The sequence below is a fragment of the Variovorax sp. 350MFTsu5.1 genome, from assembly GCF_048302515.1.
Taxonomy (GTDB): Bacteria; Pseudomonadota; Gammaproteobacteria; order Burkholderiales; family Burkholderiaceae_C; genus Variovorax; species Variovorax guangxiensis.
Genome location: NZ_CP157620.1, coordinates 3,509,415 through 3,535,407 on the forward strand (window position 1 = coordinate 3,509,415; position 25,993 = coordinate 3,535,407).

Here is a 25,993-nt window from a genome sequence, read left to right on the forward strand (position 1 = left end):
GATCGAGGGCATGGGAAGGCGTCCCATGCACGGCGCGCCCGTCCCTCGACATCCGCATGCGATGAAGAAGAAATCCCTCTACCAAATGACTCCCGCGCGCATCGTCTTCGGCGTGATGACCTGCGCGGCCCTGTGCGTCGATTCCTTCGACAGCACCGCCCATGCAGCCACCACCGTGGCCGCCGCCCCTGCACCGATGCTGGTGCGCCAGGGCAACCGCCTGAGCGTGCCCGCCGGCTCGCCGTTGCGCGAGCGGCTGCTGGTCGCCACGGTCGGCCAGGACACGCTGCCGCACGAGGTGAGCCTGCCCGCCACGGTGGAAGCCAATCCGGCCAATACCGCCAACATCCTGCCGCCGCTGACCGGCCGGCTGCTCGAGCTGAAGGTGCGCCTGGGCGACACCGTGAAGCGCGGCCAGGTGCTCGCGACGATGAGTTCGCCCGACCTCGCGCAGGCCGTGGCCGACGCGCAGAAGGCCCGCGACGCGCTCGACCTCGCGCAGCGGGCGCTGGTGCGGGCACGCGGCGTGAACGAGGCCGGCTCCAACGCCGCGAAGGACGTGGAAGCCGCCAGCAGCAGCGTCGCCCAGCAGAAGGCCGAGCTCCAGCGCAGCGAGGCGCGCCTGCGCAGCCTGGGCGCGGACGCGAGCGGCGCGCAGGCGGGCCAGGTGCTGAAGATCGTCGCGCCCACGTCCGGCACGATCACGGCGCTGAACGCGGCCGCCGGCTCCAGCCTGAACGACGCCAACGCGGCGCTGATGACGGTGTCGAACCTCGATTCGGTCTGGGTCACGGTCAACGTGCCCGAGGGCGTGGTCGGCACGGTCGCGCCGGGGCAGAACGTGGTGGTCACGCTGGCCGCCTACCCGGGCCGCAGCTTCACCGGCAAGGTCGCCTTCGTGAGTGCGGTGCTCGACGCGGACACGCGTCGCGCCCGCGCGCGCATCGTGTTCGCCAACCCCGAAGGCATCTTCAAGCCCAACATGTACGCGACGGCCGTGCTGGGCGTGCCGCAGGGCGCGCAGCCGCAGGTGCCGGCATCGGCGCTGCTGATGAACAACGACAGCGTGAGCGTCTTCGTCGAGGCCGAGCCCTGGACCTTCGTGCGCCGCACGGTGGAACTGGGCCGGGAAGACGGCGACAAGGTTCGCATCCGCAGCGGCCTGGCCGCCGGCGAGCGCGTGGTGGTCCGTGGTGGTGTGCTGCTGAATGATTAATCTCATCATCACCCAGTTCTTCCGCCGCAGGCACCTGGCCTGGGCGATGTCGGTGGCGCTCGTGCTCTTCGGCGCGTGGTCGTGGACGCAGATGACGGTGGAGGCTTACCCCGACCTCGGCGACGTGAACGTGCAGGTGACCACGCAGGTCAACGGCCTGGCCGCCGAGGAGATCGAGCAGCAGATCACCACGCCGCTGGAGCGCGCGCTGAGCAACACGCCGGGGCTGGCCTCGATCCGCTCCAGCAGCACCTTCGGCCTCTCGCTGATCACGCTGACCTTCAAGGACGGCACCGACGACTACTTCGCACGCCAGCGCGTGACCGAGCGCATCGGCCAGGTCAGCCTGCCCTCGGGCGCGCAGCCCGGCCTGGGGCCGGTGGCGGGGCCGGCCGGCGAGATCTACCGCTACACGCTGGAGTCGGACAGCAAGAACCTGATGGAGCTGTCGGAGCTGCAGCGCTGGAAGGTGATTCCCGCGCTCAAGCAGGTGGCCGGCGTGGTCGACATCAACAACTTCGGCGGCTTCACCCGCGAGTTCCAGCTGGAGCTGGACCCGGCGCGGCTGCAGAAGTACGGGCTGGTGCTCAACGACGTGGTCACGGCCATCAACAACAACAGCGCCAACGCAGGTGGCGGGCGCATCGCGCGCGGCGACCAGAGCTACGTGGTGCGCGGCATCGGCCAGATCCGCACGCTGGACGACCTGGGCTCGGTGGTGGTGGCGCAGAGCAGCGGCTCGCCGGTGCTGGTGCGCGACCTGGGGCGGCTGCAGTTCGGCCACCAGGAGCGCGGCGGCATCCTGGGCAAGGACACCAACCCGGACACCATCGAGGGCATCGTGCTGATGCTCAAGTACGAGAACCCCTCGCGCGTGCTCGAAGGCGTGCACAGGAAGATCGACGAGCTGCAGGCAGAACTCGCGCCCATGGGCGTGAAGATCGTGCCCTACATCGACCGCGACGACCTGGTGAAGCTCACTGTCGACAAGGTGACGCACACGGTGCTCGAAGGCATGGCGCTGGTGTGCTTCGTGCTCATTCTTTTCCTGGGCAGCCCGCGCAGCGCGGTGGTGGCGGCGGTGGCCATTCCGATGTCGCTGGTGACGGTGTTCATCGTGATGCACTTCACCCGCATGCCGGCCAACCTGTTCTCGCTGGGCGCGATCGACTTCGGCATCATCGTGGACGGCGCCATCGTGGTGATGGAGGCCATCCTGCGGCGAAGGGAAGAAGAGCCGCACGCCACGCTCACCGAGGGCAACATCCTCGAGACGGTGAGTCATGTGTCGGGGCCGATCTTCTTCGCGACGCTGATCATCATCACGGCGTACTTTCCGCTCTTCGCCTTCGAGCGGGCGGAGGGCAAGCTGTTCAAGCCGATGGCGTTCACGGTCGGCTACGCGCTGGTGGGCGCGCTGCTCTGCGCGCTCACTCTCATTCCGAGCCTGGCCTACGTGGCGCTGCGCAAACCGAGCAAGCCCTTCGTCAACAAGCCGCTGGTGTGGCTCACGGGCGCGTACCGGCGGGTGCTGGCGCGGCTGCTGGACGTGCCGGCGATCGCCTACGGGCTGAGCGTGGCGGCGCTGGCCGCGGTGGTGGTGCTGGGCGCCACGGCCGGGCGCGAGTTCCTGCCCGACATCGACGAAGGCGCCCTGTGGCTGCAGGTGCAGCTGCCCTCGGGCCTGTCGCTGGACAAGGCCAGCGAGATGGCCACCGAGCTTCGGCATGTGCTGCTCGAATACCCCGAGGTCTCGTACGTGGTGACGCAGCTCGGGCGCAACGACGACGGCACCGACCCGTGGACGCCCTCGCACATGGAGGTGCCGGTAGGCCTCAAGCCGTACGGCGAGTGGCCGGCCGGGGTGAAGAAGGCCGACTTCGTGCGCACCCTGACCGAGCGCTTCGCGCGCATGCCGGGCTTCGACGTGGGTATCAGCCAGCCGATCATCGACGGCGTGAACGACGCCGTGGGCGGTGCGCACAGCCCGCTGGTGCTGCGCATCTACGGCGACGACCTGAAGGAAAGCCGGCGCATCGGCAACCAGATCGTCGACCTACTCCAGACGGTGCGCGGCACGGCGTCGGCATCGCTCTTCCAGGAGCCGCCGATCCCGCAGGTGGTGATCCAGCTCAACCGCGAGGCGGCGGCGCGCTTCGGCGTGAACGCGAACGACGTGGCCAGCCTGGTCCAGACCGGCATCGGCGGCGCGCCCGTCATCACCGTGTACTCGGGCAACCGCACCTACAACGTGTCGGTGAAGATGCCCAGGAGCGCCAAGGGCAACACCGAGGCCATCGGCTCGCTGCTGCTCAACAGCTCCAGCGGCGCCAAGGTGCCACTAGCGCAGGTGGCCGACATCCGCCTGCAGACCGGCGAAAGCACGATCTCGCACGAGATGAACGAGCGACAGATCACGGTGCGCGTGGACAACCGCGACCGCGATCTCGCCTCCTACCTCGACGAGGCGCGCGATCGCATCGCGAAGGAAGTGAAGTTCGACCCGACGAAGTTCCGGCTGCAGTGGGCCGGCCAGTTCGAGAACCAGCAGCGCGCGCAGGCGCGGCTGGGCGTGTCGCTGGCGATCGTGGTCGGCATCATGGCGGTGCTGCTGTTCTTCCAGTTCGGAAAGATCCGGCAGGTGGCGCTGATCCTCGGCGTGGTGCCCATGGCCACGCTGGGCGGGCTGATCGCGGTGCACGTGGCGGGTGAAACGCTCAACGTGGCGACGGCCGTGGGCTTCATCGCGCTCTTCGGCGTGTCGATCCAGAACGGGATCATCATGGTCGCCAACTTCCGCCGCGTGCGCGGCGAAGGGCTGGCGCTGCAGGCCTCGGTGCTCGAAGGCGCGACCGAGCGGCTGCGGCCGGTGCTTATGACGGCCACGGTGGCGTCGGTCGGCATGCTGCCCGCAGCCCTGGCTACCGGCGTGGGCACCGACGTGCAGCGCGGGCTGGCGACCGTGGTGGTCGGCGGGCTGGTGGTGTCGACGCTGCTGACGCTCTTCATCCTGCCCACGCTGTATTTCGCGATGGAACGCGTGTTCGAACGCAAGGGCTGGGGCACGCGCTCGCGGCGCGATCGCTAGGAAAGCGGAACAACCAGTGAAGACAACGAAGACAAACCTGGCGACGCCCGTGGCGGCCGGCATTGCGGCGATGCTGCTGGCCGGCTGCGCGGTCGGCCCCGACTACGCCCGCCCGCAGCTGAACCTGCCCGAGCGATATACCTCCTCACCATCCGCGAGCAAGGAAGCCGAAGGCGTGCCGCTGGCGCGCCTGTCGCCCGAGCTCGACGTGCCGGCCCAGTGGTGGCAGGCCTTCCGCAGCGAGCCGCTGAACGCGCTGGTCACGCAGAGCCTCGCCGGCAACCCGACCATCGAGGCGGCAGACGCCGCCCTGCGCGCGGCGCAGGAGAACGAAGCCGCCGACCGTGCCGCCTTCTGGCCCAGCGTGGCGCTGGGCTACTCGCCCACGCGGCAGCGCGTGGCCAGCGCGGTGGCGAGCCCGGTGTCGTCCAACGCGAGCCTGTACACGCTGCACACGGCGCAGGTGACGGTGTCGTACACGCCCGACGTGTTCGGCGGCACCCGCAGGCAGGTGGAAGGCGCGCAGGCCAGTACCGAGCTGCAGCAGTTCCAGAGCGTGGCCGCAAAGCTCACGCTCAGCAGCAACGTGGTGACCACCGCGATCACTGAAGCCTCTTTGCGCGCGCAGCAGGCCGCCACGCTGAAGATCATCGCGGGCCAGAAAGAAGTGCTGCAGGCCTATCGCAGGCAGCTGGCGCTGGGCCAGGCGGCGCCGGCCGACGTCGACGCGCAGGAGGCCGCGCTGGCCGCCACCGAGGCCACGCTGCCGCCGCTCGACCGGCAGCTGGCGCAGCAGCGCAACTTGCTGGCCACGCTGGCCGGCCGCTTCCCGAGCCAGGGCGTGGAGGCGCGCTTCGATCTCGATGCCCTGCAGCTGCCGACGGAATTGCCGCTGACCTTGCCCTCCAGCCTCGTCGAGCACCGCCCCGACGTTCGCGCGGCCGAGGCGCAGCTGAAGTCGGCGAGCGCCGCCATCGGCGTGGCGGTCGCGGCACGGCTGCCGAGCGTGACGCTAGGCGTGAACTCGTACGGCTCGTCGGCCTACAAGCTGTCGGACCTGTTCAAGGCTTCCTCGCTCTTCTGGACCGTGGCCGGGAGCGTGACGCAGCCCATCTTCGACGGCGGCGCGCTGAAGCATCGCGAGGCCGCAGCGCGCGCATCGTTCGACCAGGCGGCCGCGCAGTACCGTGCGACTGTGCTCGCCGCCTTCCAGGACGTGGCGAACACGCTCGAAGCCATCGACGCCGACACCCGCGCGCTGCAGGCGGCGGTGAAGGCCGAGCGCACGGCCTCGCAGAGCCTGGCGCGCACCCAGGCGCAGGTGCGGCTGGGCGACGCCAGCGCGCTCTCGCTGCGCATCGCGCAACAGGCGCAGCAGCAGGCGCTGCTGAATCTGGTTCAGGCCCGCGCGCTGCGGCTGACCGACGCGGCCGCCCTCTTCCAGGCGCTGGGCGGTGGCTGGTGGAATGCACCCCAAGCTGCCATCGTCTCGTCTTCTTCCATCTCTCCCGCATCGCCATGAACATCATCCGCCACGACATGGGCCCCCGCTTCAGCGAGATGGTGACCGTCGACCTCGGCGCCGCGCGCCTGCTGTACCTTTCGGGCCAGGTGGCCGAGAACCCGTCGCTGGACATCACCGGGCAGATGCGCGAGATCCTGCGCCACATCGACCGCCTGCTCGCCACGCAGGGGGCGACCAAGCAGGACCTGGTGAGCGTGACGATCTACCTGCGCACCGTGGGCGACTACGCCGCGATGAACTCGGTGTGGGACGAATGGGTGCCCGCCGGCCACACCCCCGCGCGCGCCACGGTGGGCGCGAAGCTGATCGACTCCGAGTACCGCGTCGAGATCCAGGCCACGGCGGCGATCGCTGCGACAGGGCCGGTGCCGTGATGCGCTCGGCCCTCCTCTGTGCGCTGATGCTGGGCGGCTGCTCGGCCTTCGATGCGCACTCGTTCGACCGCTCGGCCGGCTGGCGCGCTGCCGAGGTCGTCAGTGTCGGGCGCGCGGGCGAGCTTGCCGCCACGGTCGATCGCGATTGCGGCTCGGACGGCGGTGCCGCGGTGCCCTACGCCGTCGTGCGCTACCGCAACGGCGGCGTACACAGCCGCTCGCTGGGCACCGGGCGATGGCCTGCGGGCGCCCGGCTCAATGTAGGCGATGCGGTGGAAGTGAACGTGCTCGACTGCGCCCTGCCCCTGGCGCTGCCGGGTCAGAGCGGCAGCAGCTCGGGCACGCCGTCGCGCTGAAGCCAGCCCTCGAACTCGTCCGACAGCCGCCGCGCCTCGCGCGTGGCGCGGCCCCATGCCGCGATGCGCGCCTGCGCGTCGTTCGCGAAGTGGATGAAGTCCTTGCGGTCGGGCAGCTTGCCGTTGGGCAGCGTGCGCACCCATTCCGGGTGGGGCGCGAGCACCACCATCCGGTCGAGAAAGCCGCTGGCCTTGTGGCGCCAGCGCAGGCCCTTGTCGAGCCAGCCCGGCACCACCGCCTGCTGGAAGTGCGGATACAGCACGATGCCCTCGTCGGCCGGCTGGTAGTCCAGGTGCAGGTGGTAGTCGGTGATGCCGCCGTCCCAGTAGGCGCCGCGCGGCGCGCCGGGAATGTCGTGCACCGCCGCCAGCAGGAACGGAATGGAGCACGAGGCCTGCAGCACCATGTTGAAGTTGGCCTCGCTCAGCGCGTGCTGGCGCGTGCGGAAGTCGCGCGTGGCGAAAGGCAATGCCGCGCCGGGCGTTGAGAACACGCAGCGCTCCAGCCACGCGCCCAGGCTCTTGCGGTGCAGGCTGTTGGTGGCGAAGGCGCCCAGGTAACCCACCGGCGTGCGCGCCCTGCCCTCGCGCCCGAGGATGTGACGGCCGCGCGATGTCACCACGTGCAGCCGGTAGCGCGGATGGCTCAGCACCTCGGCGATACGTCCGCCATAGAAGGCTTCGAGGCTCTCGGCGAAGCGCTCGCTGAGCTGGCGCGGGCTGAGCTTCTTCTGCCCCGGCGGTACCTCGAACTGCTGGTGCACGTAGTCGTGCTCGAAGCGCTCGAATGCCGCGTCGGAACCCGACAGGCAGGCCGTCGACAGCCGCCACGCGCCGATCGACGCACCCACCAGGTGCACCTGCTGGCTGGACTGCGGCAGCCAGCGGCCGAAGATGAAGCGGTCCAGCGGCCCGAGGATCAGCCCCTTCGGCCCGCCCGCCGCGCCGGGGATGGTGCGCACGTCCTGCGGACGCAGGCCGTGCTGCGCGATGTGCTTGCGGGCCGCGGGGCCGGCGTAGATGCGCAGGGCTTTCATGCCTTCGGCTGCTCGAAAGGATTCAGAACCTCGACGCCGAATCCGGCGAAGTCGCTGACGTTGCGGGTCACCACGGTCAGCGCGTGCTGCCGGGCGGTGGCGGCGATCATCGCGTCCTCGTACAGCGTGTCCGAACTGCGATGCATCAGCTTCGCCCAGAGCCTGAAGGTTTCCGCATCCATGGGCAGGACGTTGTACGAGACGGCAACCATGGCCGCCCATTGCTCGATCTCGTCGGCCTTGGCTGCGTCCTGCTCGCGCGTGAGTTCGATGCCGGCCTGGATCTCTCCGAGCGTCACCGCCGAGAGATGCAGGTCGCCGTCCGCGATGGGGGCGATCCACGCGAGCACCGCGCCGTGCGGGCGGGGCCTGCGGAGTTCGGAAATGACGTTCGTGTCCAACAGGTACATGCCGACCTCAGCGCATCGGGATGACGCGGCGCCTGCGAGCGCTACCCCGCTGAGGGACGAGAAATTCGGTGCGGGCTTCTTCCGAAAGCAGCAGATCCTTGAGCGACGGCTTGGCGCTCGCGTGCAGGCGCCGCCACTCAGCCGCCGGAACGAGCACGGCTGCTTCGGCGCCGCGCTTCGTCACCATCTGAGGCCCGTCGACCAGGCAAGCCTCCAGGAATTCACTGAAACGCGCCTTGGCGTCTTGTACCGGCCAGGTTTTCATGGCGGATCACCCATTCATAACTAGTTAGATGACTAGTTTAATGGGCAATCGTTCTTTCGGAAGGACTTACTTGCGAAGCCCCTGCAGCTTGGCGAAGGCATTGGCCATCTGCCCCGCCGGTTGCGGCGAGCTGTCGCGGCGGCCGTGCTGCTGCTGGCCGCGTCCTGCGCCCTCGAAGCGGTTGTCGCGCGGGCCGTCGCGGCGCGCGGGCGCCGCATCCAGCTTCATCGACAGGCCGATGCGCTTGCGCGCCACGTCCACTTCCATCACCTTGACCTTGACGATGTCGCCGGTCTTCACGACCTCGCGCGCGTCGTTCACGAACTTGTGGCTCAGCTGGCTCACGTGGACCAGTCCGTCCTGGTGCACGCCGAGGTCGACGAAGGCGCCGAACTGGGCCACGTTGCTCACGGTGCCTTCGAGCACCATGCCCTCCTTCAGGTCGGCGATGTCTTCCACGCCGTCGTTGAAGCGCGCCACCTTGAAGTCGGGGCGTGGGTCGCGGCCGGGCTTCTCGAGTTCGCCCAGGATGTCCTTGACGGTGATGACGCCGAACTTCTCGTTGGCGAAGAGTTCGGGCTTCAGCGTCTTGAGCATGTCGGCACGGCCCATCAGCTCGGCGATAGGTTTGCCGGTCTTGACGATGATCTGCTCGACCAGCGGATAGGTTTCAGGGTGCACGCCGGTGATGTCCAGCGGGTCGGCGCCACCGCGGATGCGCAGGAAGCCCGCGCTCTGCTCGAAGGCCTTGGGGCCGAAGCCGGTCACGTCGAGCAGTTGCTTGCGGGTGGAGAACGCGCCGTTGGCCTCGCGCCAGCGCACCACCGCCTTCGCCACGCTGGCAGACAGGCCCGACACGCGGCTGAGCAGCGGCACGCTGGCGGTGTTCAGGTCGACGCCCACCGAGTTCACGCAGTCTTCGACCACGGCCTGCAGGGTGCGTGCGAGCTCGCTCTGGTTCACGTCGTGCTGGTACTGGCCCACGCCGATGCTCTTGGGGTCGATCTTCACGAGTTCTGCAAGCGGGTCTTGCAGGCGGCGCGCGATGGAGGCGGCGCCGCGAAGGCTCACGTCCACGTCGGGCATCTCCTGCGAGGCGAATTCGCTGGCGGAGTACACCGAGGCGCCGGCCTCGCTCACCACCACCTTGTCGACCTTGAGTTCGGGAGCGCCTGCCTGCGCGGCCATCTTGGCCAGCAGCTTGATGAGGTCGGCGGCGAGCTTGTCGGTCTCGCGGCTGGCGGTGCCGTTGCCGATGGCGATCAGGTTCACGCCGTGCTTGGCGCACAGCTTGCCCAGCGTGTGCAGCGAGCCTTCCCAGTCCTTGCGCGGCTCGTGCGGGAACACGGTGGCGGTCTCGACCAGCTTGCCGGTGGAATCGACCACCGCCACCTTCACGCCGGTGCGGATGCCGGGGTCCAGGCCCATCACCACGCGAGGGCCGGCGGGCGCAGCCAGCAGCAGGTCGCGCAGGTTGTCGGCGAACACTTTGATGGCGACCTTCTCGGCGTCTTCGCGCAGGCGGGTGAACAGGTCGCGCTCGGTGGAAAGCGCGAGCTTCACGCGCCAGGTCCAGGCCACGCACTTGCGGATCAGGTCGTCGGCCGGGCGGCCCGAATGGCTCCAGCCCAGGTGCAGCGCGATGCGGCCTTCGGCGATGCTGGGCTTGCCCGGCTCGGGCTCCACCGGCAGCACCAGCTTGGCGTCGAGGATCTCGAGCGCGCGGCCGCGGAACACGGCCAGCGCGCGGTGCGAAGGCACGCGGCCGATGGGCTCGTCGTATTCGAAGTAGTCGCGGAACTTGGCGACGTCGGCGTTGTTCTCGTCCTTGCCGGCCATGAGGCTGGAGCGCAGCAGGCCCTCGTTCCAGAGCCATTCGCGCAGGCTCTGCACCAGCGCGGCGTCTTCGGCCCAGCGCTCGGAAAGGATGTCGCGCACGCCGTCGAGCACGAACGGCACGGTGGAGAAGTCGGGGCCCGGCTTGCCGTCGTCCAGCGTGGTGGCGGGTTGCAGGAAGGCCTTGGCTTCCACGGCGGGGTCGAGCGTGGGGTCGGCCAGCAGCTTGTCGGCCAGCGGCTCGATGCCGAATTCGCGGGCGATCTGGCCCTTGGTGCGGCGCTTCTGCTTGAACGGCAGGTAGAGGTCTTCGAGCTCCTGCTTGGTGGGCGCCAGCTCGATGGCGGCGCGCAGCTCGGGCGTCAGCTTGCCCTGCTCGTCGATGGCCTTGAGCACGGCCACGCGGCGGTCCTCGAGTTCGCGCAGGTAGGAAAGGCGGGCTTCAATCTCGCGCAGCTGGGTGTCGTCGAGGCCATCGGTGGCTTCCTTGCGGTAGCGGGCGATGAATGGAACCGTGGCGCCTCCGTCGAGCAGTTCGACGGCGGCCTTCACCTGGTTCTCGCCGACCTTGATCTCGACGGCGAGCTGGCGAATGATTTTCTGCATGTCTTGAGCGCGTCCCTGGCAAAGCGCGGGAGTTTGCCATAGGCGGGGACGGCATCCGCCCCGGGCAAGCCGGCGGGCGTGTTACAGCTTGCTTTCGGATTCATGCCTTGCCTCGGCTTCGCACGGCACCACGAGGCGCACGCACAGGCCGTGCGGCACGACGGGGCCGATGTCGAGCTCGGCACCGATCGCCTCGGCGCGCGAATGCATGCTGCGCAGCCCCTTGCCCAGGCTGCCGGAGGGGCCCGCGTCCCCGGCCGGCGCGCTCCCGGCCGGGCTCAGCCCCCTGCCGTTGTCGCTCACCTCGAGCACCATCGCCCGGCCCTGTTCCTGCGGCGCGACGCGCAGCTCGACGCGGGTCGCGCGGGAGTGGCGCAAGGCATTCGACAAAGCCTCCTGCGCCACGCGGCAGACCTGCGACGCGGTCTCCGCCGGCATCGGGAAGCTTTCAGTCTCGGCCGAGATGTTCCATTCGAAGGCGACGCCCATGCGCTCGAACGCGGGGCGCAGGCGGTAACGCAGGTGGCCCAGCCGCTCGACGACGGTGCTGTCGCCCTGGTCGTCGAGGTCGTCCACCGTCATCTGCAGTTCGAGCAGGCAGGCCTGCAGCGCCATCGAGAGGCTGCCGGGGCCGCCCGATTTCGGGTCCTGGCTGGCCAGCAGCGCCACGAGCCGGGAACCGACGCCGTCGTGCAGGTCGTTGGCGATGCGGCGGCGCTCGGCCATCACCGCCTGGGCCTGGCGAAAGCGCGCGGCCCGACGCTGCGAGACGTACCAGATGCCCAGGATCATTCCCAGCACCAGCACGTTGGCCGCCTGCAGGGCCCAGAAGGCGAACGGCATGTCGCTGGCCATGACGGTGACAGCGGAGCCTGCCCTGATGGCCTGCGCTGCGACCGGCGTCAGGTGCAGCGCGCCCGCGAGCGCGGCCCATGCCAGCAGCCGGCGTCGCGAGACGTGCTGGCGCAGCCAGACGAGCAGTACGCACCACGAGCCGATCGACAACCACACGAACTGGTCTTCCAGAAGATGCGGAAGCTGAAGGACCTGCGGCGCGAGCATGGCATGGCCTAGAGAAGTCCCCGATGGGAGGCGAAGCTCACGGCCTGCGCGCGGGTGTGCGCATGCAGCTTGCGGTAGATGTTCTTGACGTGCGCGTTAACCGTCTGGGCACTGATGGTTAGCTGCAAAGCGATCTCTTCGGTTACGTAGCCCGTCGCTACAAGTCGCAACACTTCGCGCTCCCTGGCGGATAACGTCGCCTTGCTGTCCGGCGGGCGCACCGGGTTCACGTTGGAGCGCTTGTGATCGAGGTGCACGAGCAGCCGGCGGGCCAGCCGCGGGGTGATGGCGGCACCGCCATTGACCACCTGCAGCACGGCCTGCGCATAGCTCTGGAACCACGCGTTCTTGACCAGGTAGCCGGAGGCGCCGAGCTCGAAGGCATGCAGCACCTGAGGCTCGTCCTCGAGGGCGGAAATGACGATGATCTCCGCCGCGCTGCGATGGCGCTTGGCCTCTTCGATCAGCTCGAAACCGCTGCCATCTCCGAGGCGGATGTCGACCATGAGCACGTCGAACTCGTGCTGCATCAGCAGCCGCCGTCCTTCGCGCAGCGTGCCTGCCTGCCCTTCGAGCTGGATGCGCAGATCGCCCAGCAATTCCTGCGCGATGACGCGGCGCACGAAGGGGTCGTCGTCCACCAGCAGGACGCGCACCGGCTTGGTCTGTTGCCCGGTCAGGAAGTCGGGCCAAGGGAGGGTATCCGCGGACGGTGAAAGTAGTCCGCCGAACTGGCCAGGGTTGGTGTATTTCCTAGCGGAGTTGCTTGAATCTGTCAACGAAACGTCGAGATCGCTTTCCATTTCAGCCCCTTTGTGACAACTAGTCCATCTTGTTCGTTTCCAAAAGTTAATTCATTTCTACTCAGATTTTTATCTTCAGCTTTTTTGATTACTTTGGTTGCATCTTGTTGCGATTGACTACTCGAGTCAAGCAAAAGTAGTAATTCTCCCTTTGGGCGGCGCATGTAATACCAGCCCGCTGCTCTCTTGAAGCGCTGCTCGACATGTCTTTTGCCATAGCCTCGCTCTACCCAGCAGGGCCCTTTCTTCCCCCGTTTCCCGGGCGCCGAAGAAGCATTTCGGCTGACATCTGGCCCTTCCGGACCGCCTCGCTGATCGCCGGCTGATCGCGAAGCGGCCCGCGGCCCCTTGCGTGCCTTACCCTCGCGCAATGACATTCCTTGCGCGCGTGCTGCGCGTACTGCGTGCCCTGCTCCGCGCCATCGGCACCGCGCTCATCGTTGCGCTGCTGCTCTTCGAGGAGTGGGGCTGGGAGCCGCTCGCGGCCCTTGCTGCGCGGCTGTCCCGCCTCCCCCTCTGGGCCGCGCTCGAGGAACGGCTGCGCCGGCTGCCGCCGTGGGGTGCGCTCCTGGCCTTCTTCGTGCCGGTGCTGTTGCTTCTGCCGGTGAAGGTGCTGGCGCTCTTTCTCTTCAGCCGTGGCCATGCGGCGACCGCCCTCACGGCGCTGGTGCTGGCCAAGCTGGTGGGCACCGCCATCGTGGCGCGGATCTTCCAGCTGGTCGAAGGGCCGCTGATGCGCATTCCGTGGTTCGCCCGCTGGTATCCGCGGTGGAAAGCCTGGAAGGACCGCGTGCTCGACCTCGTCCGGCAGAGCCGTCCTTGGCGCCTTGTGCGGGCACTGAACAGGCGCATGGCTCGCGGCTGGCGGCGGTTCAGGGAAAGCTGAACTCCATTTTTACCCGGATGTATTGCCGTTCTAATTTAATCCGGGTAATATTTGGGGCATGAACCTGTCCACGGAAAACCGCCGCGCCCTGATCCGGCAATACAAGGAAAACCCGCGCCCGGCCGGCGTCTACGCGATCCGCAACAAGCTCAGCGGCCGCGTCTACGTGGCCGGCAGCCTCGATGTGGATGGCGCGATGAACCGCGCGCGCTTCGAACTGAACATGCGCTCCCATCGCAGCAAGGCGCTCGGCCAGGACTGGATCGCGCATGGCGCCGAACATTTCAGCTTCGAGGTGGTCGACCGCATCAAGGAGCGCAAGGACCCCGGTTTCGATCGCAAGGCCGAGCTCGAGAAGCTTCTTTCGCTATGGCAGGAAGAGCTTCAATGCTTCGGCGCGAACGGCTACAACACACCCTGAGCGCATGCGCGACACATGGCGACGAGATGGCGCGCATCGAAGCGCGGCAGCGAGTAGATTACGCACCTCGTTTCGCTTGGTACCCCCCAGGAACAAACAAACATCCGAATGTCTTCCGACACCCCGACAACCACTTTGACCGTGTTCTTCGGCTTCCAGCGCGTGGCACACGGCAGCAAGACCGAAGTGCTCGAACAGCTGAGCCGCCGCGACGACCCCGGCCCGTATCTCGTGTTCGATGACCAGACCGGCGCCCAGCTCGACCTCGACATGCGCGAGCTTCCGCCCGAGCTGCGCTACCCCGAGGCCGAGCCGCATCGCGACGATGCCCCGCGCGGCGTGGGCCGCCCCAAGCTCGGCGTGGTCGCTCGCGAAGTCACGCTGCTGCCGCGCCACTGGGACTGGCTCGGCCGCCAGCCCGGCGGCGCCTCGGTCGCGCTGCGCAAGCTGGTCGAAGACGCGCGCCGCGTGAACGCCGAGCGCGACACCGTGCGCGCAGCGCAGGAAGCCGCCTACCGCTTCATGACCGCGATCGCCGGCAACCTGCCCGGCTTCGAGGAAGCCACCCGCGCGCTCTTCGCCGGCGAGGAGCAGCGCTTTGCCACCCTGATCGACCCCTGGCCCACCGACGTGCGCGCCCATCTGCAGAAACTCGCGGCCGCCGGCTGGAACCATCGATGAGAACGACAACCGAGACGACCGGCACCGGCAGCAGCAACAGCCCCGGTGCCGGCCAGAGCGGCCTGCAGGGCGTGCCCGTGTCGCCCGTCAACGCGCCGCGCCCGCTGTGGAAGGTCTTTCTCTTCTTCCTCGCGCCGATGTTGCTCAGCAACATCCTCCAGTCGCTCTCCGGCACGCTCAACAACGTGTACGTGGGGCAGATGCTCGGCGTGGGCGCGCTCGCGGCGGTGTCGAGCTTCTTTCCGGTGATGTTCTTCTTCATCGCCTTCATCATCGGCCTGGGGGCCGGCGCCTCGGTGCTCATCGGCCAGGCATGGGGTGCGCGCGACGTCGCCAAGGCCAAGGCCGTGGCCGGCACCACGCTCACCGTCGGCGTGCTGATGGGGCTGGTGATCGCCGTATTCGGAGGCGCGTTCACCACGCCGATGCTGGCCGCGCTGGGCACGCCCCCCGACGTGCTGGCCGACTCCACGCGCTATGCCCGCATCATGCTGATCGCGATGCCCGGCGTGTTCATCTTCCTGCTGGCCACCGCGATGCTGCGCGGCGTGGGCGACACCGTCACGCCGCTGCTCACGCTGCTGATTTCCACGCTGATCGGCCTGGTGGTCACGCCCGCGCTCATCCGCGGCTGGGGCGGCCTGCCGCAGCTCGGCGTGGCCAGCGGCGCGTGGGCGTCGGTGCTGTCGTTCGCAGTGGCGACCACCTGGCTGGGCTTTCGCCTGCGCCAGCGCAAGAGCCCGCTCGCGCCAGACGCGGAATTCATGCGCAACCTGCGCATCCAGCCGCACCTGCTGAAGGCCGTGCTGCGCATCGGGGTACCCACGGGGGTGCAGATGATCGTGGTGGCGCTGGCCGAGGTGGTGCTGCTGTCGATGGTCAACGGCTTCGGCTCGAACGCCACGGCCGCCTACGGCGCGGTGAACCAGGTGGTGGCCTACGTGCAGTTCCCGGCGATCTCGATCGCGATCACCGCGTCGATCCTCGGCGCGCAGGCCATCGGCGCGGGCCGGGCCAACCGGCTCGGCGCCATCGCGAAGACGGCGCTGCTCATGAACCTGGTGCTGACCGGCGGCTTGGTGCTGCTGGGCTACCTGTTCTCGCGGCCGCTGATGGGCTTCTTCATCACCAGCGCGCCGGTCATCGAGATCGCGCAGACGCTGCTGCACATCATGCTGTGGAGCCTGGTGGTCTTCGGCATGGCTTCGGCGCTGTCGGGGATCATGCGCGCCAGCGGCTCGGTGCTGGTGCCCACGCTGATCTCGATCTTCTGCATTCTCGGCGTGGAGGTGCCTGTGGCCTGGGTCATGAGCCACCGCATCGGGCTCGATGGGGTCTGGGTGGCCTACCCGGTGACCTTCGGGGCGATGCTGCTGCTGCAGACTGCCTACTACCAGCTGGTGTGGCGCAAGAAGTCGATCCACCGGCTGGTGTAGCCGGCGCCGGCTACTTGCCGTCGAAAGCCCGCTGCACCTGTGCGAGGTCGAGCTTGACCATCTTCATCATGGCCTGCATCGCGCGGTTGGCCTTGGCCGCGTCCTTGTCCTGGAACATGCGGATCATGGCCTTGGGCGCGACCTGCCACGAAACGCCGTAGCGGTCGGTGAGCCAGCCGCACTGCACCGGCTGGCCACCGCCTTCGAGCAGCCTGTCCCAGTAGTAGTCGACATCGGCCTGCGTCTCGCACGGCACGAACATCGAGATGGCCGGGTTGAACTTGTACTCGGGGCCACCGTTGAGAATCATGAACTCCTGCCCGTCGAGCTCGAAGGTCGCGGTGAGCAGCGAGCCCTTGCGGCTGGGGTTGGCGTCGCCCCACAGCAGTGTGTCGGTCACGCGCGAGTTCGGAAAAATGCTGCTGTAGAACTTCAGCGCCTCTTCTCCGTTGGTGTCGAACCAGAGACAGGGAACGATCTTCTGCATGGGACTCCTTCGCTTCTGACGATGAACCTGATAGTTCAGTATCCAGGCGTCGCAGGCCCCCTGTCAACCCGTGCGACGCCTGTCAGCGGGAAGTTCCCATGGGCCCGGCTTTCGAGGCGCCTGCCCCGAAGGCCTTCCGCCAGCGATAGGCCTCGGCCGCATTGACCGCGCCCTTCGGCGCCCTGCCCTGGAAGATCTCCGCGAGTTGCGACACGGTTTCCATCGCCTGGTGCTCCACCGCCGGCGGCGTGAGCCCGCCGATGTGGGGCGTGGCGATCACGCGCGGATGCGCCGCCACGTCCGGCGAAGGCATCTGGTCAGGTGCGCGGCCCACGTCGAGCGCGCATCCAGCGATCACGCCCGCGTCCAGCGCCGCGAGCAGCGCACGCTCATCCACCAGGTTTCCGCGCGAGGCATTGATGAAGAAGGCGTGGGGCTGCATCGCGGCGAACGCCCGGGCATTCATCATGTTCTCGGTCGCCTCGGTGGCGGGCGCGAGGCAGACCACGAAGTCCGATTGCGCCAGCAGCGCCTCGAAGCTCACCTGCTCGAACTCCGCCCGATCGGTCGCCGTGTACGGGTCGTGCACGACGATGCGCATGTTCAGCGCCAGCGCGACATCGCAGAGGTACCGGCTGATCTGCCCGTAGCCGATCACGCCCAGCGTGCTGCCGCGCAGTTCGCGCCCCATCGCGGGCGGCGGCAGGCGGCCCGCGTGGTAGCTCGCGGCGGAGGCACTGATGCCCCGGCCCAGATCGATCATCGCGCCTACGATCCATTCCGACACCGAGGTGATGAACCCTGCGCTCGCCTGCGTCACCAGCACGCCATGCCGGCTGGCGGAAGCCACGTCGATGTTGCGGATGTCGATGGCGCAGCGCACGAAGGCCTTGAGCTGTGGCAGTGCCGCGAACAGCGCCTCGTCGCCCACCGTCTGGCGGTAGGAAATGATCGCGTCGCAGTCCTGCGCCAGATCGGCGAGCTCGCGCGACGAAAGTTCGGCGTCGCTGGGATTGAGGCGAACCTGCGCGATGGCCCGAAGGGCGGCGGTGGCGCGGTCGCCGAAGTAGTTGGCCAGCTTGGCTGGCGGATGGCTGACGAAAACCGTGGTCATGAAAAAACTTCTGTTCGGGAAGAAAGACTGGCCGCGAGCATCATGCCGCCGCAAGCGCCAGGACCGTGCGCCGCCACGAAGGCAGAATGGAAAAATCAACAGGACGCAGCATGACCATAACCTCGCAGACACCCGACGCCGCCCGCGCTTACGCCGTCGAAATGCATGGCGACCAGAAATACGGCACCCATCCGTACGTGCACCACCTCGACGCCGTCGCCGCCCTGCTCCAGCCCTATGGCGACAAGGCGCGCGTCGTCGGCTACCTGCACGACGTGGTCGAGGACACGGCAGCGACGGTGGCGGACGTGCGCTCGCGCTTCGGCGACCTGGTCGCCTCCTGCGTCGCGCTGCTGACCGATGCGCCCGGCGCCAACCGCAAGGAGCGCAAGGCCAGGACCTATGCGGCGCTGGCCGAGGTGAAAGGCGACGAGGAACTCGCGCTGCTGGTGAAGGCCGCCGACCGGCTGGCCAACGTGCGCGCCTGCGTGGCCGACGGCCAGCGCGCGCTGTGGGACACATACCACGGCGAGCACCCGACCTTCAGGGCAGCTGCGTTCAGGGCTGGGCAATGCGATGCGCTGTGGATCGAGCTCGACACGCTGCTCTCGCCCTCTTGCGCGCCAGCAGCGACGCCCTGACAAGGGCCGCGCCCGGTTGGTTCGCCCCTGCCAGGCGAGCGATCTTTCGAGGGTAAGGCGCTCGTCGTGGTCCGGACAGACGGGCCACGCGCCCTGCGCCGGCCAGCCCGAGCCTGTAATGGTGCGAAATTGATTGGTGCCCGAATGGACGCCACAGTGCACCGACTTCAGTTCTCCGGAAAGCCAGAAAGGGGTCAGGTTGCTGGCAGCCCCCCCTACCCCGGGCACGCATCCGGAAGAAGTCGGGTACATCCATTTCAGTAACGCAATCAATCGAACTGGAGGGCTAAATGGGCATTGTGTTTGCAGAAAACTGGGACAACATCGATGGACTCAGGGCAAAACATGGCGATTGGTATGAGGACACATACAACACCCTGGGCGATGCCAGCTACCAGCAGATAACCGCCATGCTGAATACATGGGCGGACAGAGAAATTGCCAATGGGCACGCAGTCGAACTGCACGAATTGGCCGTTGCCGTATTGAGCGACAGGCTCAAGGTCACAGTGGAACTGGGCTTCCACCAACGTCAGACTTTCAGGGGGCAGGACTACTTCCACATCACCGTGATTCACCCGGATGGATGGAAAGCCCACCTGTTCAGCCGCGCGGCGATCTATATGGGCAGCGTCGCGCACATCGAGAAAACGATCGAAGGCGGAACCAAAGTCCCCACCGTCTACGAAAAAAGAATCTACGTGCAGCCTCAACAGCCCTACACGCCGTTCGTTTGAGTCTCGCAAGTTCGAGCAAGGGCAGCCCACGGCCGACGGTGTGATGTCAGCTGGCGCATGAGGCCATATGAATTCCAAGTTCGTTTTCCTCGAACTCCGGCAATAGCTAACCAGCACGCCGATTCGTGAACTCCATCACCCCGTCGTCCACCGAACCGAAGCGCAGGCTCACCAGATCGCGCGCGTAGTTCTGGTACACGCGCCACGGCGCGCGCGAGCCCTGCTTCGGAAACCTGTCCACCGCGCGCTGCACATAGCCCGAAGAGAAGTCGAGCCAGGGCTCGGGCGCCAGCGCCGGGTCCGTGTTGCGCGGCGTGCATTGCCTCCAGCCTTGCTTCTCCATGTGGTTGAGCACCCGGCAGACATACGCGCAGGTCAGGTCGCTCCTGAGCGTCCACGAGGCGTTGGTGTAGCCGAACGACGAGGCCAGGTTGGGCACGTCGCTGTACATCATTCCCTTGTAGTTGAAGGTCGCGGCCGGTTCCACGCGACGGCCGTCCACCTCGAGCTGCACGCCACCGAGCACCTGCAGCTCCAGCCCGGTGGCGGTGACCACCACGTCGGCCTCCAGCTCCCTGCCCGACTTCAGCCTGATGCCGCCCGGCGTGAAGGTGTCGACGTGGTCGGTGACCATCGAAGCGCGCCCTGCCCTGATGGCCGCGAACAGGTCGCCGTCGGGAACCAGGCAAAGGCGCTGGTCCCACGGGTTGTAGCGCGGCGTGAAATGCGTGGCGATGTCGTAGTCGGGGCCGAGCGCCTGCCGTACGCCGCCGAGGATCATCTTCTTCGCGTAGTCGGGCTTGCGCCGGGCGAGGCGGAAGAAGTACATCGACAGCAGCACGTTCTTCCAGCGCGTGAGGCCGTAGGCCAGCCCGGCCGGGAAGATGCCGCGCAGCCTTCGCGCGATCGGGTCCTGCGCCGGGCGCGCGACGACGTAGGTAGGCGAGCGCTGCAGCAGAGTCACGTGGCCGGCCGTCTTCGCCATCGCGGGCACCAGCGTCATCGCGGTCGCGCCGCTGCCGATGACGACCACGCGCTTTCCGCCGTAGTCCAGGTCCTGGGGCCAGTGCTGCGGATGGACGATGCGGCCCGTGTAGTCGCCGATGCCCGCGAAGTCGGGCGTGTAGCCCGCGTCGTACCTGTAGTAGCCGCTGCACAGGAAGAGAAAGTTGCAGCGCAGGCGCAGCGGAAGCCGCTCGGGGCCGCGCTCCACGTCCACGCTCCAGCAGGCCTCCGGCGTCGACCACGAGGCGCGCACCACGCGGTGGTTGAAGCGGATCCTGCGGTCGATGCCGTGCTGCGCCGCCGTCTCGCGCAGGTAGTTCAGGATCGACGGCCCGTCCGCGATGGACTTCGCCTGCGTCCACGGCCGGAACGAATAGCCCAGCGTGTACATGTCGGAGTCCGAACGCACGCCCGGATAACGGAACAGGTCCCAGGTACCGCCGCTGCGCTCACGCCCTTCGAGGATCGCGTAGCTGCGGCCCGGGCAGTGCTTCTGCAGGTGGTAGCCGGCACCGATGCCCGAGAGGCCGGCGCCGACGATCAGCACGTCGAAGTGCTGCTGTTGCTCGCTCTCTTCCCGCATCGGTCGTGCCCCTTTCACTTCTTACCGTCCGTGCCTCCTGCCGCCGGTGGAGTGCTCCGGATCATCAGCCACGCGCTCAATGCGCTGAGCACGGCCAGCGCCGCGCTCGACAGCATCACCCAGCGAAAGCCCGCGACGAAGGATTCGGCCACCGCGCGTTTCACGGCTGCCGCAGTGGCCGCGTCCGCGCCCGGAGGGATCGCCGCGCCCGCCAGCTTGCTGCGCTCGCCTTCGAGAAATGCCGTCAGTTGCGCCGTCGCGTCCATCTCGCGCAGATGCCCGGCCAACGCGGTGTCGAAGGCCCAGGCCATGAGCGCGCCGAACACCGCGATCGCCAGCACCGCAGCCGCGCGCGACACCGCGTTGTTCACGCCAGAGGCCACGCCCGCTAGGTCTGCGCCGACCGCGTTCATCACCGTGGTCGTCAGCGGCGCCACCGTCACCGTCATGCCGAAGCCCAGCACCACCACGGCCGGCAGGAAGCCGCTCCAGTAGCTCGCGCCCACGCCCGGCAGCGCGAACAGCGCGAAACCCACGGCGGCAATCGCCGGCCCGATCACCAGCGGCATGCGCGGCCCGAAGCGGTCGACCAGCTGCCCGGCCCAGCCCGAGAGCGCGAACATGATGAAGATGAACGGCAGCAGCGCCGCCCCCGCCACCGTGGCCGAGTAGCCCTGCACCTGGATCAGGTTGAGCGGAAAGAAATACAGCCCGCCGCCCAGCGCCGCGTAGAGCAGCAGCGTCAGCAGGTTGGCGCCGCTGAAGTTGCCGATGCGCAGCAGCTCCAGCGGCAGCATCGGCGTGCGCGCCTTGCGCTCGGCGACGAAGAACGCAACGCTGCCCAGCACGCCGATGGCCAGCGCCGCAAGCACCGCCGCCGAACCCCAGCCCTGCGTCGGCGCCTCGATGAAGGCGTAGACGATGCCGCCGAGCCCGGCCGTCGCCAGCAGCGCGCCCCACAGGTCGAGCCCGCCGCTGGCGGAAGCGCCGCGGCTCTCGGGCACGTGGCGCCACACGATCCACAGCACCAGCAGCGCCATCGGCACATTGATGAGGAAAGCCCAGGTCCACGAGAAATGATCGACCAGGAAGCCGCCCAGCACCGGCCCCACCGCCGCCGTGATGCCGCTGAAGCCCGACCATGTGCCGATGGCCTTGCCGCGCTCCTTCTCCGGATAGGCCGCGCTGATGAGCGCCAGGCTGCCCGGCACCAGCAGCGCGCCGCCCACGCCCTGCACCGCCCGCGCCGCGATGAGCTGCTGCACATTGCCCGCGAGCGCGCACGCCACCGACGACAGCGCGAAGATGCCGACGCCTATCGCGAAGATGCGCCGCCGGCCGTAGTGATCGCCCAGCGCCCCGCCCACCAGCAGCAGCGCCGCCAGCAGCAAGGCATACGACTCGACCACCCATTGCGCCTGGAAGGCTGTTGCGCGCAGGTCGGACTGGATGGCCGGCAGCGCCACGTTGACCACCGTGCCGTCGATGAAGGCCATGCTCGAGCCCACGATGGCCGCGGCCAGCACCCATGGCCTGGCGGCTTCAGGACAGTCGCTCCCTTCGCCCTCTCCCGCGCGGGAGCCATGAAGGCCATGAAGAATCAGCGTCTCGTCGCAGGGCGCCTTGCCGATCTGTGCCATGGGGTCTCCTTTTCATGGGATTCCGGTCTCGCACTGCCCCTTCAAGGGGAGAGAAGAAAACTCAGGTCGCGCAGGCGGTCGCCGACGGATTCGCCCGCGCCGCGCTCACGCTGCGCGCCATCGCGGCGGCCGCCGCCGAGGTCACGCGCTGTGCCCCCTGCGCCACCGCGTCCATTCCGCTGCCCACCGCCTCGCCGAGGCTCAACTGGCAGACCACGGTGCGCGCCTCGTCCGAGCGCCGCAGCGTCCAGCTGAAATTCGCGTCCACGCGGCCGCCCTCGACCGCGTCGAACTGCCGCAGCTGCACCGCGATGCGCCACACCGGCTGCGAACTCTGACGGCCGCCCTTGGTCACGTCGAGCGCGCCGAGCCGGCCGGCGATGCCGCTGGCCAGCGCGTCGCGAAGCTCGTTCTCGAAGGACGAGGCCCAGCGGTGCTGCTCCAGCACCTCGACCTGCACGCTGCCGTTGGGCTGGCGCACGACCATCTGCGGCCGTGCGAAGCGCTCGGGAACGGCCACGGGCGCGAGCTCGATGTAGAGCGGCGCGGCGCTGCCGAGCGTCGAAGGCGCGGCATCGGCCGCGGCCACCGGGCTTGCCAGCGTGTAGTAGTTGTCGGGCTTGCTCGCGCAGCCCGCGAGCGCCGCCAGCGCTGAAACCGCCGCAGCCACCGCCACGGATGAAAGGTGGTTCTTCTTCATTTCTTGTTGTCGTCCGGTTTGCCGCGCAGCAGCGATTCGGGATGGCGCTCGAGGTAGTCGGTCAGCACGCGCACCGAGCCGGCGGCGCGCGTGAGTTCCTGCAGCGTCTGGCGCATGTCCTGCTGCAGCGGCGAGTCGTCGGCCAGCGTGCGTTCGGCCGTGTTCACGGTCTTGCGCACGTCCTTCATGGCCGCGGCCAGCTCGGGCGTGACGTCGTTGTTGATGCGCTTCACCGTCTGCTCGGCGGCCGTGAGCGTCTTGTTGAGCGAAGCGAGCGTGGTGCGCAGGTCGCCCGCGATCTGCTCGTAGGGCACCTTGTTGAGCTTGGTCGCGATCTCCTGTACCTGCGACTGGATCTCGTCGAGGCTGTTGGGCACGGTAGGCAGTTCGATCGGGTTCTTCGCCAGGTCGATCTTCGCCGGCGGCGCCTTCGGGAAGAAATCGAGCGCCACGTAGACCTGCCCGGTCAGCAGGTTGCCGTTGCGCAGCTGGGCGCGCAGGCCCTTCTCCGCCAGGAAGCGCAGCCGCTCCTGCTGGGTGGAGCGCGACTCGGTGCCGCTCTCGCCCGCGCGGCGGCGCAGGCGGTCGGGGTAGACCTGCACCAGCACCGGCATGCGGAACTCGCGCTCGGCGCGGTCGAACTCCACGCCGATCGACTTCACCTCGCCGATCACCACGCCGCGGAAGTCCACCGGCGCACCCGGCGTCAGGCCGCGCAGCGACTGGTTGAAGTACATCAGCAGGGTCTGCGAAGGCCCGTCGGGCTCCTTCATGGCCGTGGTCTCGTCCTGCGCCAGCGTGAAGGAGGCGTTCTCCTTGGCCACCGGTCCCATCGCGTCGTCGGGCGCCTGGAAGGCGATGCCTCCGAGCAGGATGGTCGCCAGCGACTGCGTGCGCAGCGTGAAGCCGCTGGCGCTGAGCTGCGCGTCGATGCCGCTGGCCTGCCAGAAGCGCGTGTTCATGCCCACGAACTTGTCGTACGGCGCATTGATGAAGACGCGCAGCGTCACGCCGCGCCCGTCGCCGTCGAGCTCGTAGGCCGCCACCTGCCCGACCTTGATGCGGCGGAAGTACACGGGCGAGCCCACGTCGAGCGAACCCACGTCGTTGGCGCGCAGCAGGAACTGCTTGCCCGAGTCGTCGCGCGTGACGGTGGGCGGCGTCTCCAGCCCGGTGAACTCGCCCGCCGTTTCCTGCGACACGCCCGCGTCGGCGCCGATGTAGGCGCCCGACAGCAGCGTGTTGAGCCCCGAGATGCCCGAGGTGTCCAGCCGCGGGCGCACCACCCAGAAACGCGAGTCGGAGGCGGTGAAGCTCTGCGCGTCCTTGTTGAACTGCACCAGCACGCGCACATGAGAGCGGTCGCGCGCCAGGCGCAGGCTGGTGACCAGGCCGATCTGCACGTCCTTGTACTTCACGGCGGTCTTGCCGGCCTCCAGGCCCTCGGCGGTCTTGAAGGTCAGCACCACCTCCGGACCGCGCTCCATGATGATGCGCGCCACCAGCGTGATGCCCACCAGCGCGGCCACGATGGGAATCAGCCAGATCAGCGACGGCAGCCATTCGCGGCGGCGCACCACGCGTGGCTTCGGCAGCGGGGGCTGGCCGGATGGCTCCGGTTTGTCCTGGGGTCGGTCTTCTTCACTCATGCTGGTTTCTCGTCCCTGTTTTCATGTCCCTGTACACGTTGCTCAGGTTGTGCGCCTTCTTCGTTGTCCCGCAGGATGGCCTGGTCTTCCCTGCTGTCCCAGGTGAGCTTCGGGTCGAAGCTCAGCGAGGCCAGCATGGTCAGCACCACCACCGAGCCGAAGGCCGCGATGCCCACGCCCGCGGTGATCACCGCGAAGCCCTGGATCTGCACCAGCCCCGTCAGCAGCGATACCACGAACACGTCGAGCATCGACCACCGGCCGATGATCTCGATGATGTGATAGAGCTTCGCCCGCTCGCGCCGGCGCCAGGTGCTGCCGCGCTGAGCCAGCACCACGAGCAGCAGCAGCACCGCGAGCTTGAACAGCGGCACCAGGAAGCTCGCGATGAAGACGATGGCGGCCAGCCCGTAGGCGCCGGACACCCAGAAATAGATCACCCCGCTCAGGATGGTGTCGTTCTGCGTGCCGAACAGCGTGCGCGTGATCATCACCGGCAGCAGGTTGGCCGGGATGTACATCATGCAGGCCGCGATCAGGAAGGCCCAGGTGAGCTTTAGGCTCTGCGGCTTGCGCGTATGCAGGTGCGTGCCGCAGCGGCCGCAGGCGTCGCCCTCCTCGGCGTCTTTCCAGACGGCGCCGCAATGGCGGCAGGCCATGTAGCCCATCGAGGCGGCGGTGGGAACCTTCGCATCCGCCTCGTGTTCGTGGTGGTAATGCTCGCCGTAAGCCGCAAGGCTGCCGAGGCGCTGCCGGAGGTGGCCCTGCAGCTTCTTCATGCCGATGCTCCACCCTTCTCTTCTTCACCAGGTTCCTCGCCCTTCGGCCTGAACGCCATTCCCCAGAACGCACCCGGGTCGAAGGACAGCACCGCCGTCAGCATCACCGTGAGCGCCATGAAGGCCCACAGCGCCGGCCCCGGCACCACGGTCGCCATGCTCGAAAGCTTGACGATGGCCACGAGAACGCCGAGCAGGAACACTTCGATCATTCCCCAGGGCCGCAGCGACTGCATCGCCCGCACCAGCAGTGCGAAGCCCACGGGCCGGTGCTCGCGGCTCAGCGGAACCAGCAGGTACGCCAGGATGCAAAGCTGCAGGAAGGGAAAGAGGATGGTCGTGGCCAGCACCAGCAGCGCCACCACCGACATGCCTTCGGCGCTCAGTGCCACCACCGCGCCGGCCAGCGTGGTCTGGCTGCGCAAGCCCTGCAGCTCGATCTCGACGATGGGAAACAGGTTCGCGATGGCGAACATGATGAGGCAGGCCACCGTCAGAGGAAGGATCCGGCGCTCCTGCTCGCCCGGATGCCGGTCGAGCTCGGTGCCGCAGCGCGGGCAGCGCGCCACGTCGCGCGGGCGCAGGGGCGTGCGGCCGTAGACCGCATCGCAACCCGGGCAAACCACGGTTTCAGGTACTTCCGTCATGGGTGAGTA

General features: G+C 68.1%; 25 protein-coding genes. 11 read left to right on the forward strand and 14 right to left on the reverse strand.

The window, feature by feature from the left end:
* Positions 1–61 precede the first annotated feature (61 nt).
* The 5 genes from ABL843_RS15905 to ABL843_RS15925 all read left to right on the forward strand — a co-directional run bounded on the left by ABL843_RS15905 (position 62) and on the right by ABL843_RS15925 (position 6,559).
* Positions 62–1,216, forward strand: a complete 1,155-nt coding sequence (locus tag ABL843_RS15905) for an efflux RND transporter periplasmic adaptor subunit (RefSeq protein WP_418116446.1) — start codon at positions 62–64, stop codon at positions 1,214–1,216.
* Positions 1,209–4,304 (forward strand): efflux RND transporter permease subunit, encoded by a 3,096-nt coding sequence (locus ABL843_RS15910; protein ID WP_418116447.1) that lies wholly within the window; start codon positions 1,209–1,211, stop codon positions 4,302–4,304. The genes ABL843_RS15905 and ABL843_RS15910 overlap by 8 nt, the downstream gene beginning before the upstream one ends.
* A 70-nt stretch (positions 4,305–4,374) precedes the next feature.
* Complete coding sequence (locus tag ABL843_RS15915; RefSeq protein WP_418120478.1) at positions 4,375–5,826, forward strand: efflux transporter outer membrane subunit; 1,452 nt, start codon at positions 4,375–4,377, stop codon at positions 5,824–5,826.
* Positions 5,823–6,203, forward strand: a complete 381-nt coding sequence (locus ABL843_RS15920) for a RidA family protein (protein WP_369662282.1) — start codon at positions 5,823–5,825, stop codon at positions 6,201–6,203. The genes ABL843_RS15915 and ABL843_RS15920 overlap by 4 nt, the downstream gene beginning before the upstream one ends.
* Positions 6,203–6,559: a hypothetical protein gene (locus ABL843_RS15925; RefSeq protein WP_418116448.1), complete on the forward strand. Its 357-nt coding sequence runs from the start codon at positions 6,203–6,205 to the stop codon at positions 6,557–6,559. Before ABL843_RS15920 ends, ABL843_RS15925 begins: the two co-directional genes overlap by 1 nt.
* Here the strand turns inward: ABL843_RS15925 and ABL843_RS15930 are convergent.
* From ABL843_RS15930 to ABL843_RS15955, 6 genes are all read right to left on the reverse strand, one after another.
* A complete protein-coding gene (locus ABL843_RS15930; protein WP_418116449.1) occupies positions 6,523–7,596 on the reverse strand; it encodes a phospholipase in 1,074 nt (357 codons plus the stop codon). The genes ABL843_RS15925 and ABL843_RS15930 overlap by 37 nt on opposite strands.
* Positions 7,593–8,006, reverse strand: a complete 414-nt coding sequence (locus ABL843_RS15935) for a type II toxin-antitoxin system VapC family toxin (protein WP_369662279.1) — start codon at positions 8,004–8,006, stop codon at positions 7,593–7,595. The genes ABL843_RS15930 and ABL843_RS15935 overlap by 4 nt, the downstream gene beginning before the upstream one ends.
* 7 nt (positions 8,007–8,013) lie before the next feature.
* A complete protein-coding gene (locus tag ABL843_RS15940) occupies positions 8,014–8,271 on the reverse strand; it encodes a type II toxin-antitoxin system Phd/YefM family antitoxin (RefSeq protein WP_369662278.1) in 258 nt (85 codons plus the stop codon).
* A 66-nt stretch (positions 8,272–8,337) separates the two neighbouring features.
* The gene (locus ABL843_RS15945; protein WP_418116450.1) at positions 8,338–10,713 is read right to left on the reverse strand and encodes a Tex family protein; all 2,376 of its coding nucleotides are present in this window, start codon (positions 10,711–10,713) and stop codon (positions 8,338–8,340) included.
* Between the two features lie 81 nt (positions 10,714–10,794).
* On the reverse strand, positions 10,795–11,775 hold the full coding sequence (locus ABL843_RS15950) for a sensor histidine kinase (protein ID WP_418116451.1): 981 nt from the start codon (positions 11,773–11,775) through the stop codon (positions 10,795–10,797).
* Positions 11,776–11,783: 8 nt separating this feature from the next.
* Positions 11,784–12,578, reverse strand: coding sequence for a LuxR C-terminal-related transcriptional regulator (locus ABL843_RS15955; protein ID WP_126020026.1), 795 nt, complete (start codon positions 12,576–12,578; stop codon positions 11,784–11,786).
* Positions 12,579–12,948: 370 nt separating this feature from the next.
* Between ABL843_RS15955 and ABL843_RS15960 the strand changes: the two genes are divergently transcribed.
* From ABL843_RS15960 to ABL843_RS15975, 4 genes are all read left to right on the forward strand, one after another.
* A complete protein-coding gene (locus ABL843_RS15960; protein ID WP_418116452.1) occupies positions 12,949–13,464 on the forward strand; it encodes a hypothetical protein in 516 nt (171 codons plus the stop codon).
* Positions 13,465–13,522: 58 nt separating this feature from the next.
* Positions 13,523–13,885: a GIY-YIG nuclease family protein gene (locus ABL843_RS15965; protein ID WP_418116453.1), complete on the forward strand. Its 363-nt coding sequence runs from the start codon at positions 13,523–13,525 to the stop codon at positions 13,883–13,885.
* 108 nt (positions 13,886–13,993) lie between these two features.
* The gene (locus ABL843_RS15970; RefSeq protein WP_126020032.1) at positions 13,994–14,566 is read left to right on the forward strand and encodes a DUF2239 family protein; all 573 of its coding nucleotides are present in this window, start codon (positions 13,994–13,996) and stop codon (positions 14,564–14,566) included.
* Positions 14,563–16,002: an MATE family efflux transporter gene (locus ABL843_RS15975; RefSeq protein WP_126020034.1), complete on the forward strand. Its 1,440-nt coding sequence runs from the start codon at positions 14,563–14,565 to the stop codon at positions 16,000–16,002. The genes ABL843_RS15970 and ABL843_RS15975 overlap by 4 nt, the downstream gene beginning before the upstream one ends.
* A 10-nt stretch (positions 16,003–16,012) precedes the next feature.
* On the opposite strand, the gene ABL843_RS15980 is transcribed toward ABL843_RS15975, so the two are convergent.
* The gene (locus ABL843_RS15980; protein ID WP_126020037.1) at positions 16,013–16,489 is read right to left on the reverse strand and encodes a VOC family protein; all 477 of its coding nucleotides are present in this window, start codon (positions 16,487–16,489) and stop codon (positions 16,013–16,015) included.
* An 82-nt stretch (positions 16,490–16,571) separates the two neighbouring features.
* A complete protein-coding gene (locus ABL843_RS15985) occupies positions 16,572–17,603 on the reverse strand; it encodes a hydroxyacid dehydrogenase (RefSeq protein WP_418116454.1) in 1,032 nt (343 codons plus the stop codon).
* Positions 17,604–17,713: 110 nt separating this feature from the next.
* On the opposite strand from ABL843_RS15985, the gene ABL843_RS15990 reads away from it, so the two are divergent.
* Both ABL843_RS15990 and ABL843_RS15995 read left to right on the forward strand, forming a co-directional pair.
* Entirely contained in the window at positions 17,714–18,244 is a 531-nt protein-coding gene (locus tag ABL843_RS15990; protein ID WP_418116455.1) for an HD domain-containing protein, read from the forward strand.
* A gap of 290 nt (positions 18,245–18,534) precedes the next feature.
* Positions 18,535–18,981: a hypothetical protein gene (locus ABL843_RS15995; RefSeq protein WP_126020044.1), complete on the forward strand. Its 447-nt coding sequence runs from the start codon at positions 18,535–18,537 to the stop codon at positions 18,979–18,981.
* A gap of 106 nt (positions 18,982–19,087) precedes the next feature.
* On the opposite strand, the gene ABL843_RS16000 is transcribed toward ABL843_RS15995, so the two are convergent.
* The 6 genes from ABL843_RS16000 to ABL843_RS16025 all read right to left on the reverse strand — a co-directional run bounded on the left by ABL843_RS16000 (position 19,088) and on the right by ABL843_RS16025 (position 25,984).
* Positions 19,088–20,569, reverse strand: a complete 1,482-nt coding sequence (locus ABL843_RS16000; RefSeq protein ID WP_418116456.1) for a flavin-containing monooxygenase — start codon at positions 20,567–20,569, stop codon at positions 19,088–19,090.
* A gap of 14 nt (positions 20,570–20,583) precedes the next feature.
* Positions 20,584–22,209 carry an MFS transporter gene (locus ABL843_RS16005; protein ID WP_369662268.1) on the reverse strand — a complete coding sequence of 542 codons (1,626 nt, stop codon included), beginning with the start codon at positions 22,207–22,209 and terminating at the stop codon, positions 20,584–20,586.
* A gap of 61 nt (positions 22,210–22,270) precedes the next feature.
* Positions 22,271–22,909 (reverse strand): PqiC family protein, encoded by a 639-nt coding sequence (locus tag ABL843_RS16010; protein ID WP_418116457.1) that lies wholly within the window; start codon positions 22,907–22,909, stop codon positions 22,271–22,273.
* Positions 22,906–24,558, reverse strand: a complete 1,653-nt coding sequence (locus ABL843_RS16015; RefSeq protein ID WP_126020052.1) for an intermembrane transport protein PqiB — start codon at positions 24,556–24,558, stop codon at positions 22,906–22,908. The genes ABL843_RS16010 and ABL843_RS16015 overlap by 4 nt, the downstream gene beginning before the upstream one ends.
* A complete protein-coding gene (locus tag ABL843_RS16020; protein ID WP_418120479.1) occupies positions 24,555–25,226 on the reverse strand; it encodes a paraquat-inducible protein A in 672 nt (223 codons plus the stop codon). Before ABL843_RS16020 ends, ABL843_RS16015 begins: the two co-directional genes overlap by 4 nt.
* Positions 25,227–25,333: 107 nt before the next feature.
* On the reverse strand, positions 25,334–25,984 hold the full coding sequence (locus ABL843_RS16025) for a paraquat-inducible protein A (protein WP_184637782.1): 651 nt from the start codon (positions 25,982–25,984) through the stop codon (positions 25,334–25,336).
* Positions 25,985–25,993: the final 9 nt, after the last annotated feature.

Coding starts and splice junctions, on each gene's coding strand:
- ABL843_RS15905 (WP_418116446.1), top strand. CDS start 62: ATGAAGAAGAAATCCCTCTACCAAATGACTCCCGCGCGCATCGTCTTC.
- ABL843_RS15910 (WP_418116447.1), top strand. CDS start 1,209: ATGATTAATCTCATCATCACCCAGTTCTTCCGCCGCAGGCACCTGGCC.
- ABL843_RS15915 (WP_418120478.1), top strand. CDS start 4,375: ATGCTGCTGGCCGGCTGCGCGGTCGGCCCCGACTACGCCCGCCCGCAG.
- ABL843_RS15920 (WP_369662282.1), top strand. CDS start 5,823: ATGAACATCATCCGCCACGACATGGGCCCCCGCTTCAGCGAGATGGTG.
- ABL843_RS15925 (WP_418116448.1), top strand. CDS start 6,203: ATGCGCTCGGCCCTCCTCTGTGCGCTGATGCTGGGCGGCTGCTCGGCC.
- ABL843_RS15930 (WP_418116449.1), bottom strand. CDS start 7,596: ATGAAAGCCCTGCGCATCTACGCCGGCCCCGCGGCCCGCAAGCACATC.
- ABL843_RS15935 (WP_369662279.1), bottom strand. CDS start 8,006: ATGTACCTGTTGGACACGAACGTCATTTCCGAACTCCGCAGGCCCCGC.
- ABL843_RS15940 (WP_369662278.1), bottom strand. CDS start 8,271: ATGAAAACCTGGCCGGTACAAGACGCCAAGGCGCGTTTCAGTGAATTC.
- ABL843_RS15945 (WP_418116450.1), bottom strand. CDS start 10,713: ATGCAGAAAATCATTCGCCAGCTCGCCGTCGAGATCAAGGTCGGCGAG.
- ABL843_RS15950 (WP_418116451.1), bottom strand. CDS start 11,775: ATGCTCGCGCCGCAGGTCCTTCAGCTTCCGCATCTTCTGGAAGACCAG.
- ABL843_RS15955 (WP_126020026.1), bottom strand. CDS start 12,578: ATGGAAAGCGATCTCGACGTTTCGTTGACAGATTCAAGCAACTCCGCT.
- ABL843_RS15960 (WP_418116452.1), top strand. CDS start 12,949: ATGACATTCCTTGCGCGCGTGCTGCGCGTACTGCGTGCCCTGCTCCGC.
- ABL843_RS15965 (WP_418116453.1), top strand. CDS start 13,523: ATGAACCTGTCCACGGAAAACCGCCGCGCCCTGATCCGGCAATACAAG.
- ABL843_RS15970 (WP_126020032.1), top strand. CDS start 13,994: ATGTCTTCCGACACCCCGACAACCACTTTGACCGTGTTCTTCGGCTTC.
- ABL843_RS15975 (WP_126020034.1), top strand. CDS start 14,563: ATGAGAACGACAACCGAGACGACCGGCACCGGCAGCAGCAACAGCCCC.
- ABL843_RS15980 (WP_126020037.1), bottom strand. CDS start 16,489: ATGCAGAAGATCGTTCCCTGTCTCTGGTTCGACACCAACGGAGAAGAG.
- ABL843_RS15985 (WP_418116454.1), bottom strand. CDS start 17,603: ATGACCACGGTTTTCGTCAGCCATCCGCCAGCCAAGCTGGCCAACTAC.
- ABL843_RS15990 (WP_418116455.1), top strand. CDS start 17,714: ATGACCATAACCTCGCAGACACCCGACGCCGCCCGCGCTTACGCCGTC.
- ABL843_RS15995 (WP_126020044.1), top strand. CDS start 18,535: ATGGGCATTGTGTTTGCAGAAAACTGGGACAACATCGATGGACTCAGG.
- ABL843_RS16000 (WP_418116456.1), bottom strand. CDS start 20,569: ATGCGGGAAGAGAGCGAGCAACAGCAGCACTTCGACGTGCTGATCGTC.
- ABL843_RS16005 (WP_369662268.1), bottom strand. CDS start 22,209: ATGGCACAGATCGGCAAGGCGCCCTGCGACGAGACGCTGATTCTTCAT.
- ABL843_RS16010 (WP_418116457.1), bottom strand. CDS start 22,909: ATGAAGAAGAACCACCTTTCATCCGTGGCGGTGGCTGCGGCGGTTTCA.
- ABL843_RS16015 (WP_126020052.1), bottom strand. CDS start 24,558: ATGAGTGAAGAAGACCGACCCCAGGACAAACCGGAGCCATCCGGCCAG.
- ABL843_RS16020 (WP_418120479.1), bottom strand. CDS start 25,226: ATGGGCTACATGGCCTGCCGCCATTGCGGCGCCGTCTGGAAAGACGCC.
- ABL843_RS16025 (WP_184637782.1), bottom strand. CDS start 25,984: ATGACGGAAGTACCTGAAACCGTGGTTTGCCCGGGTTGCGATGCGGTC.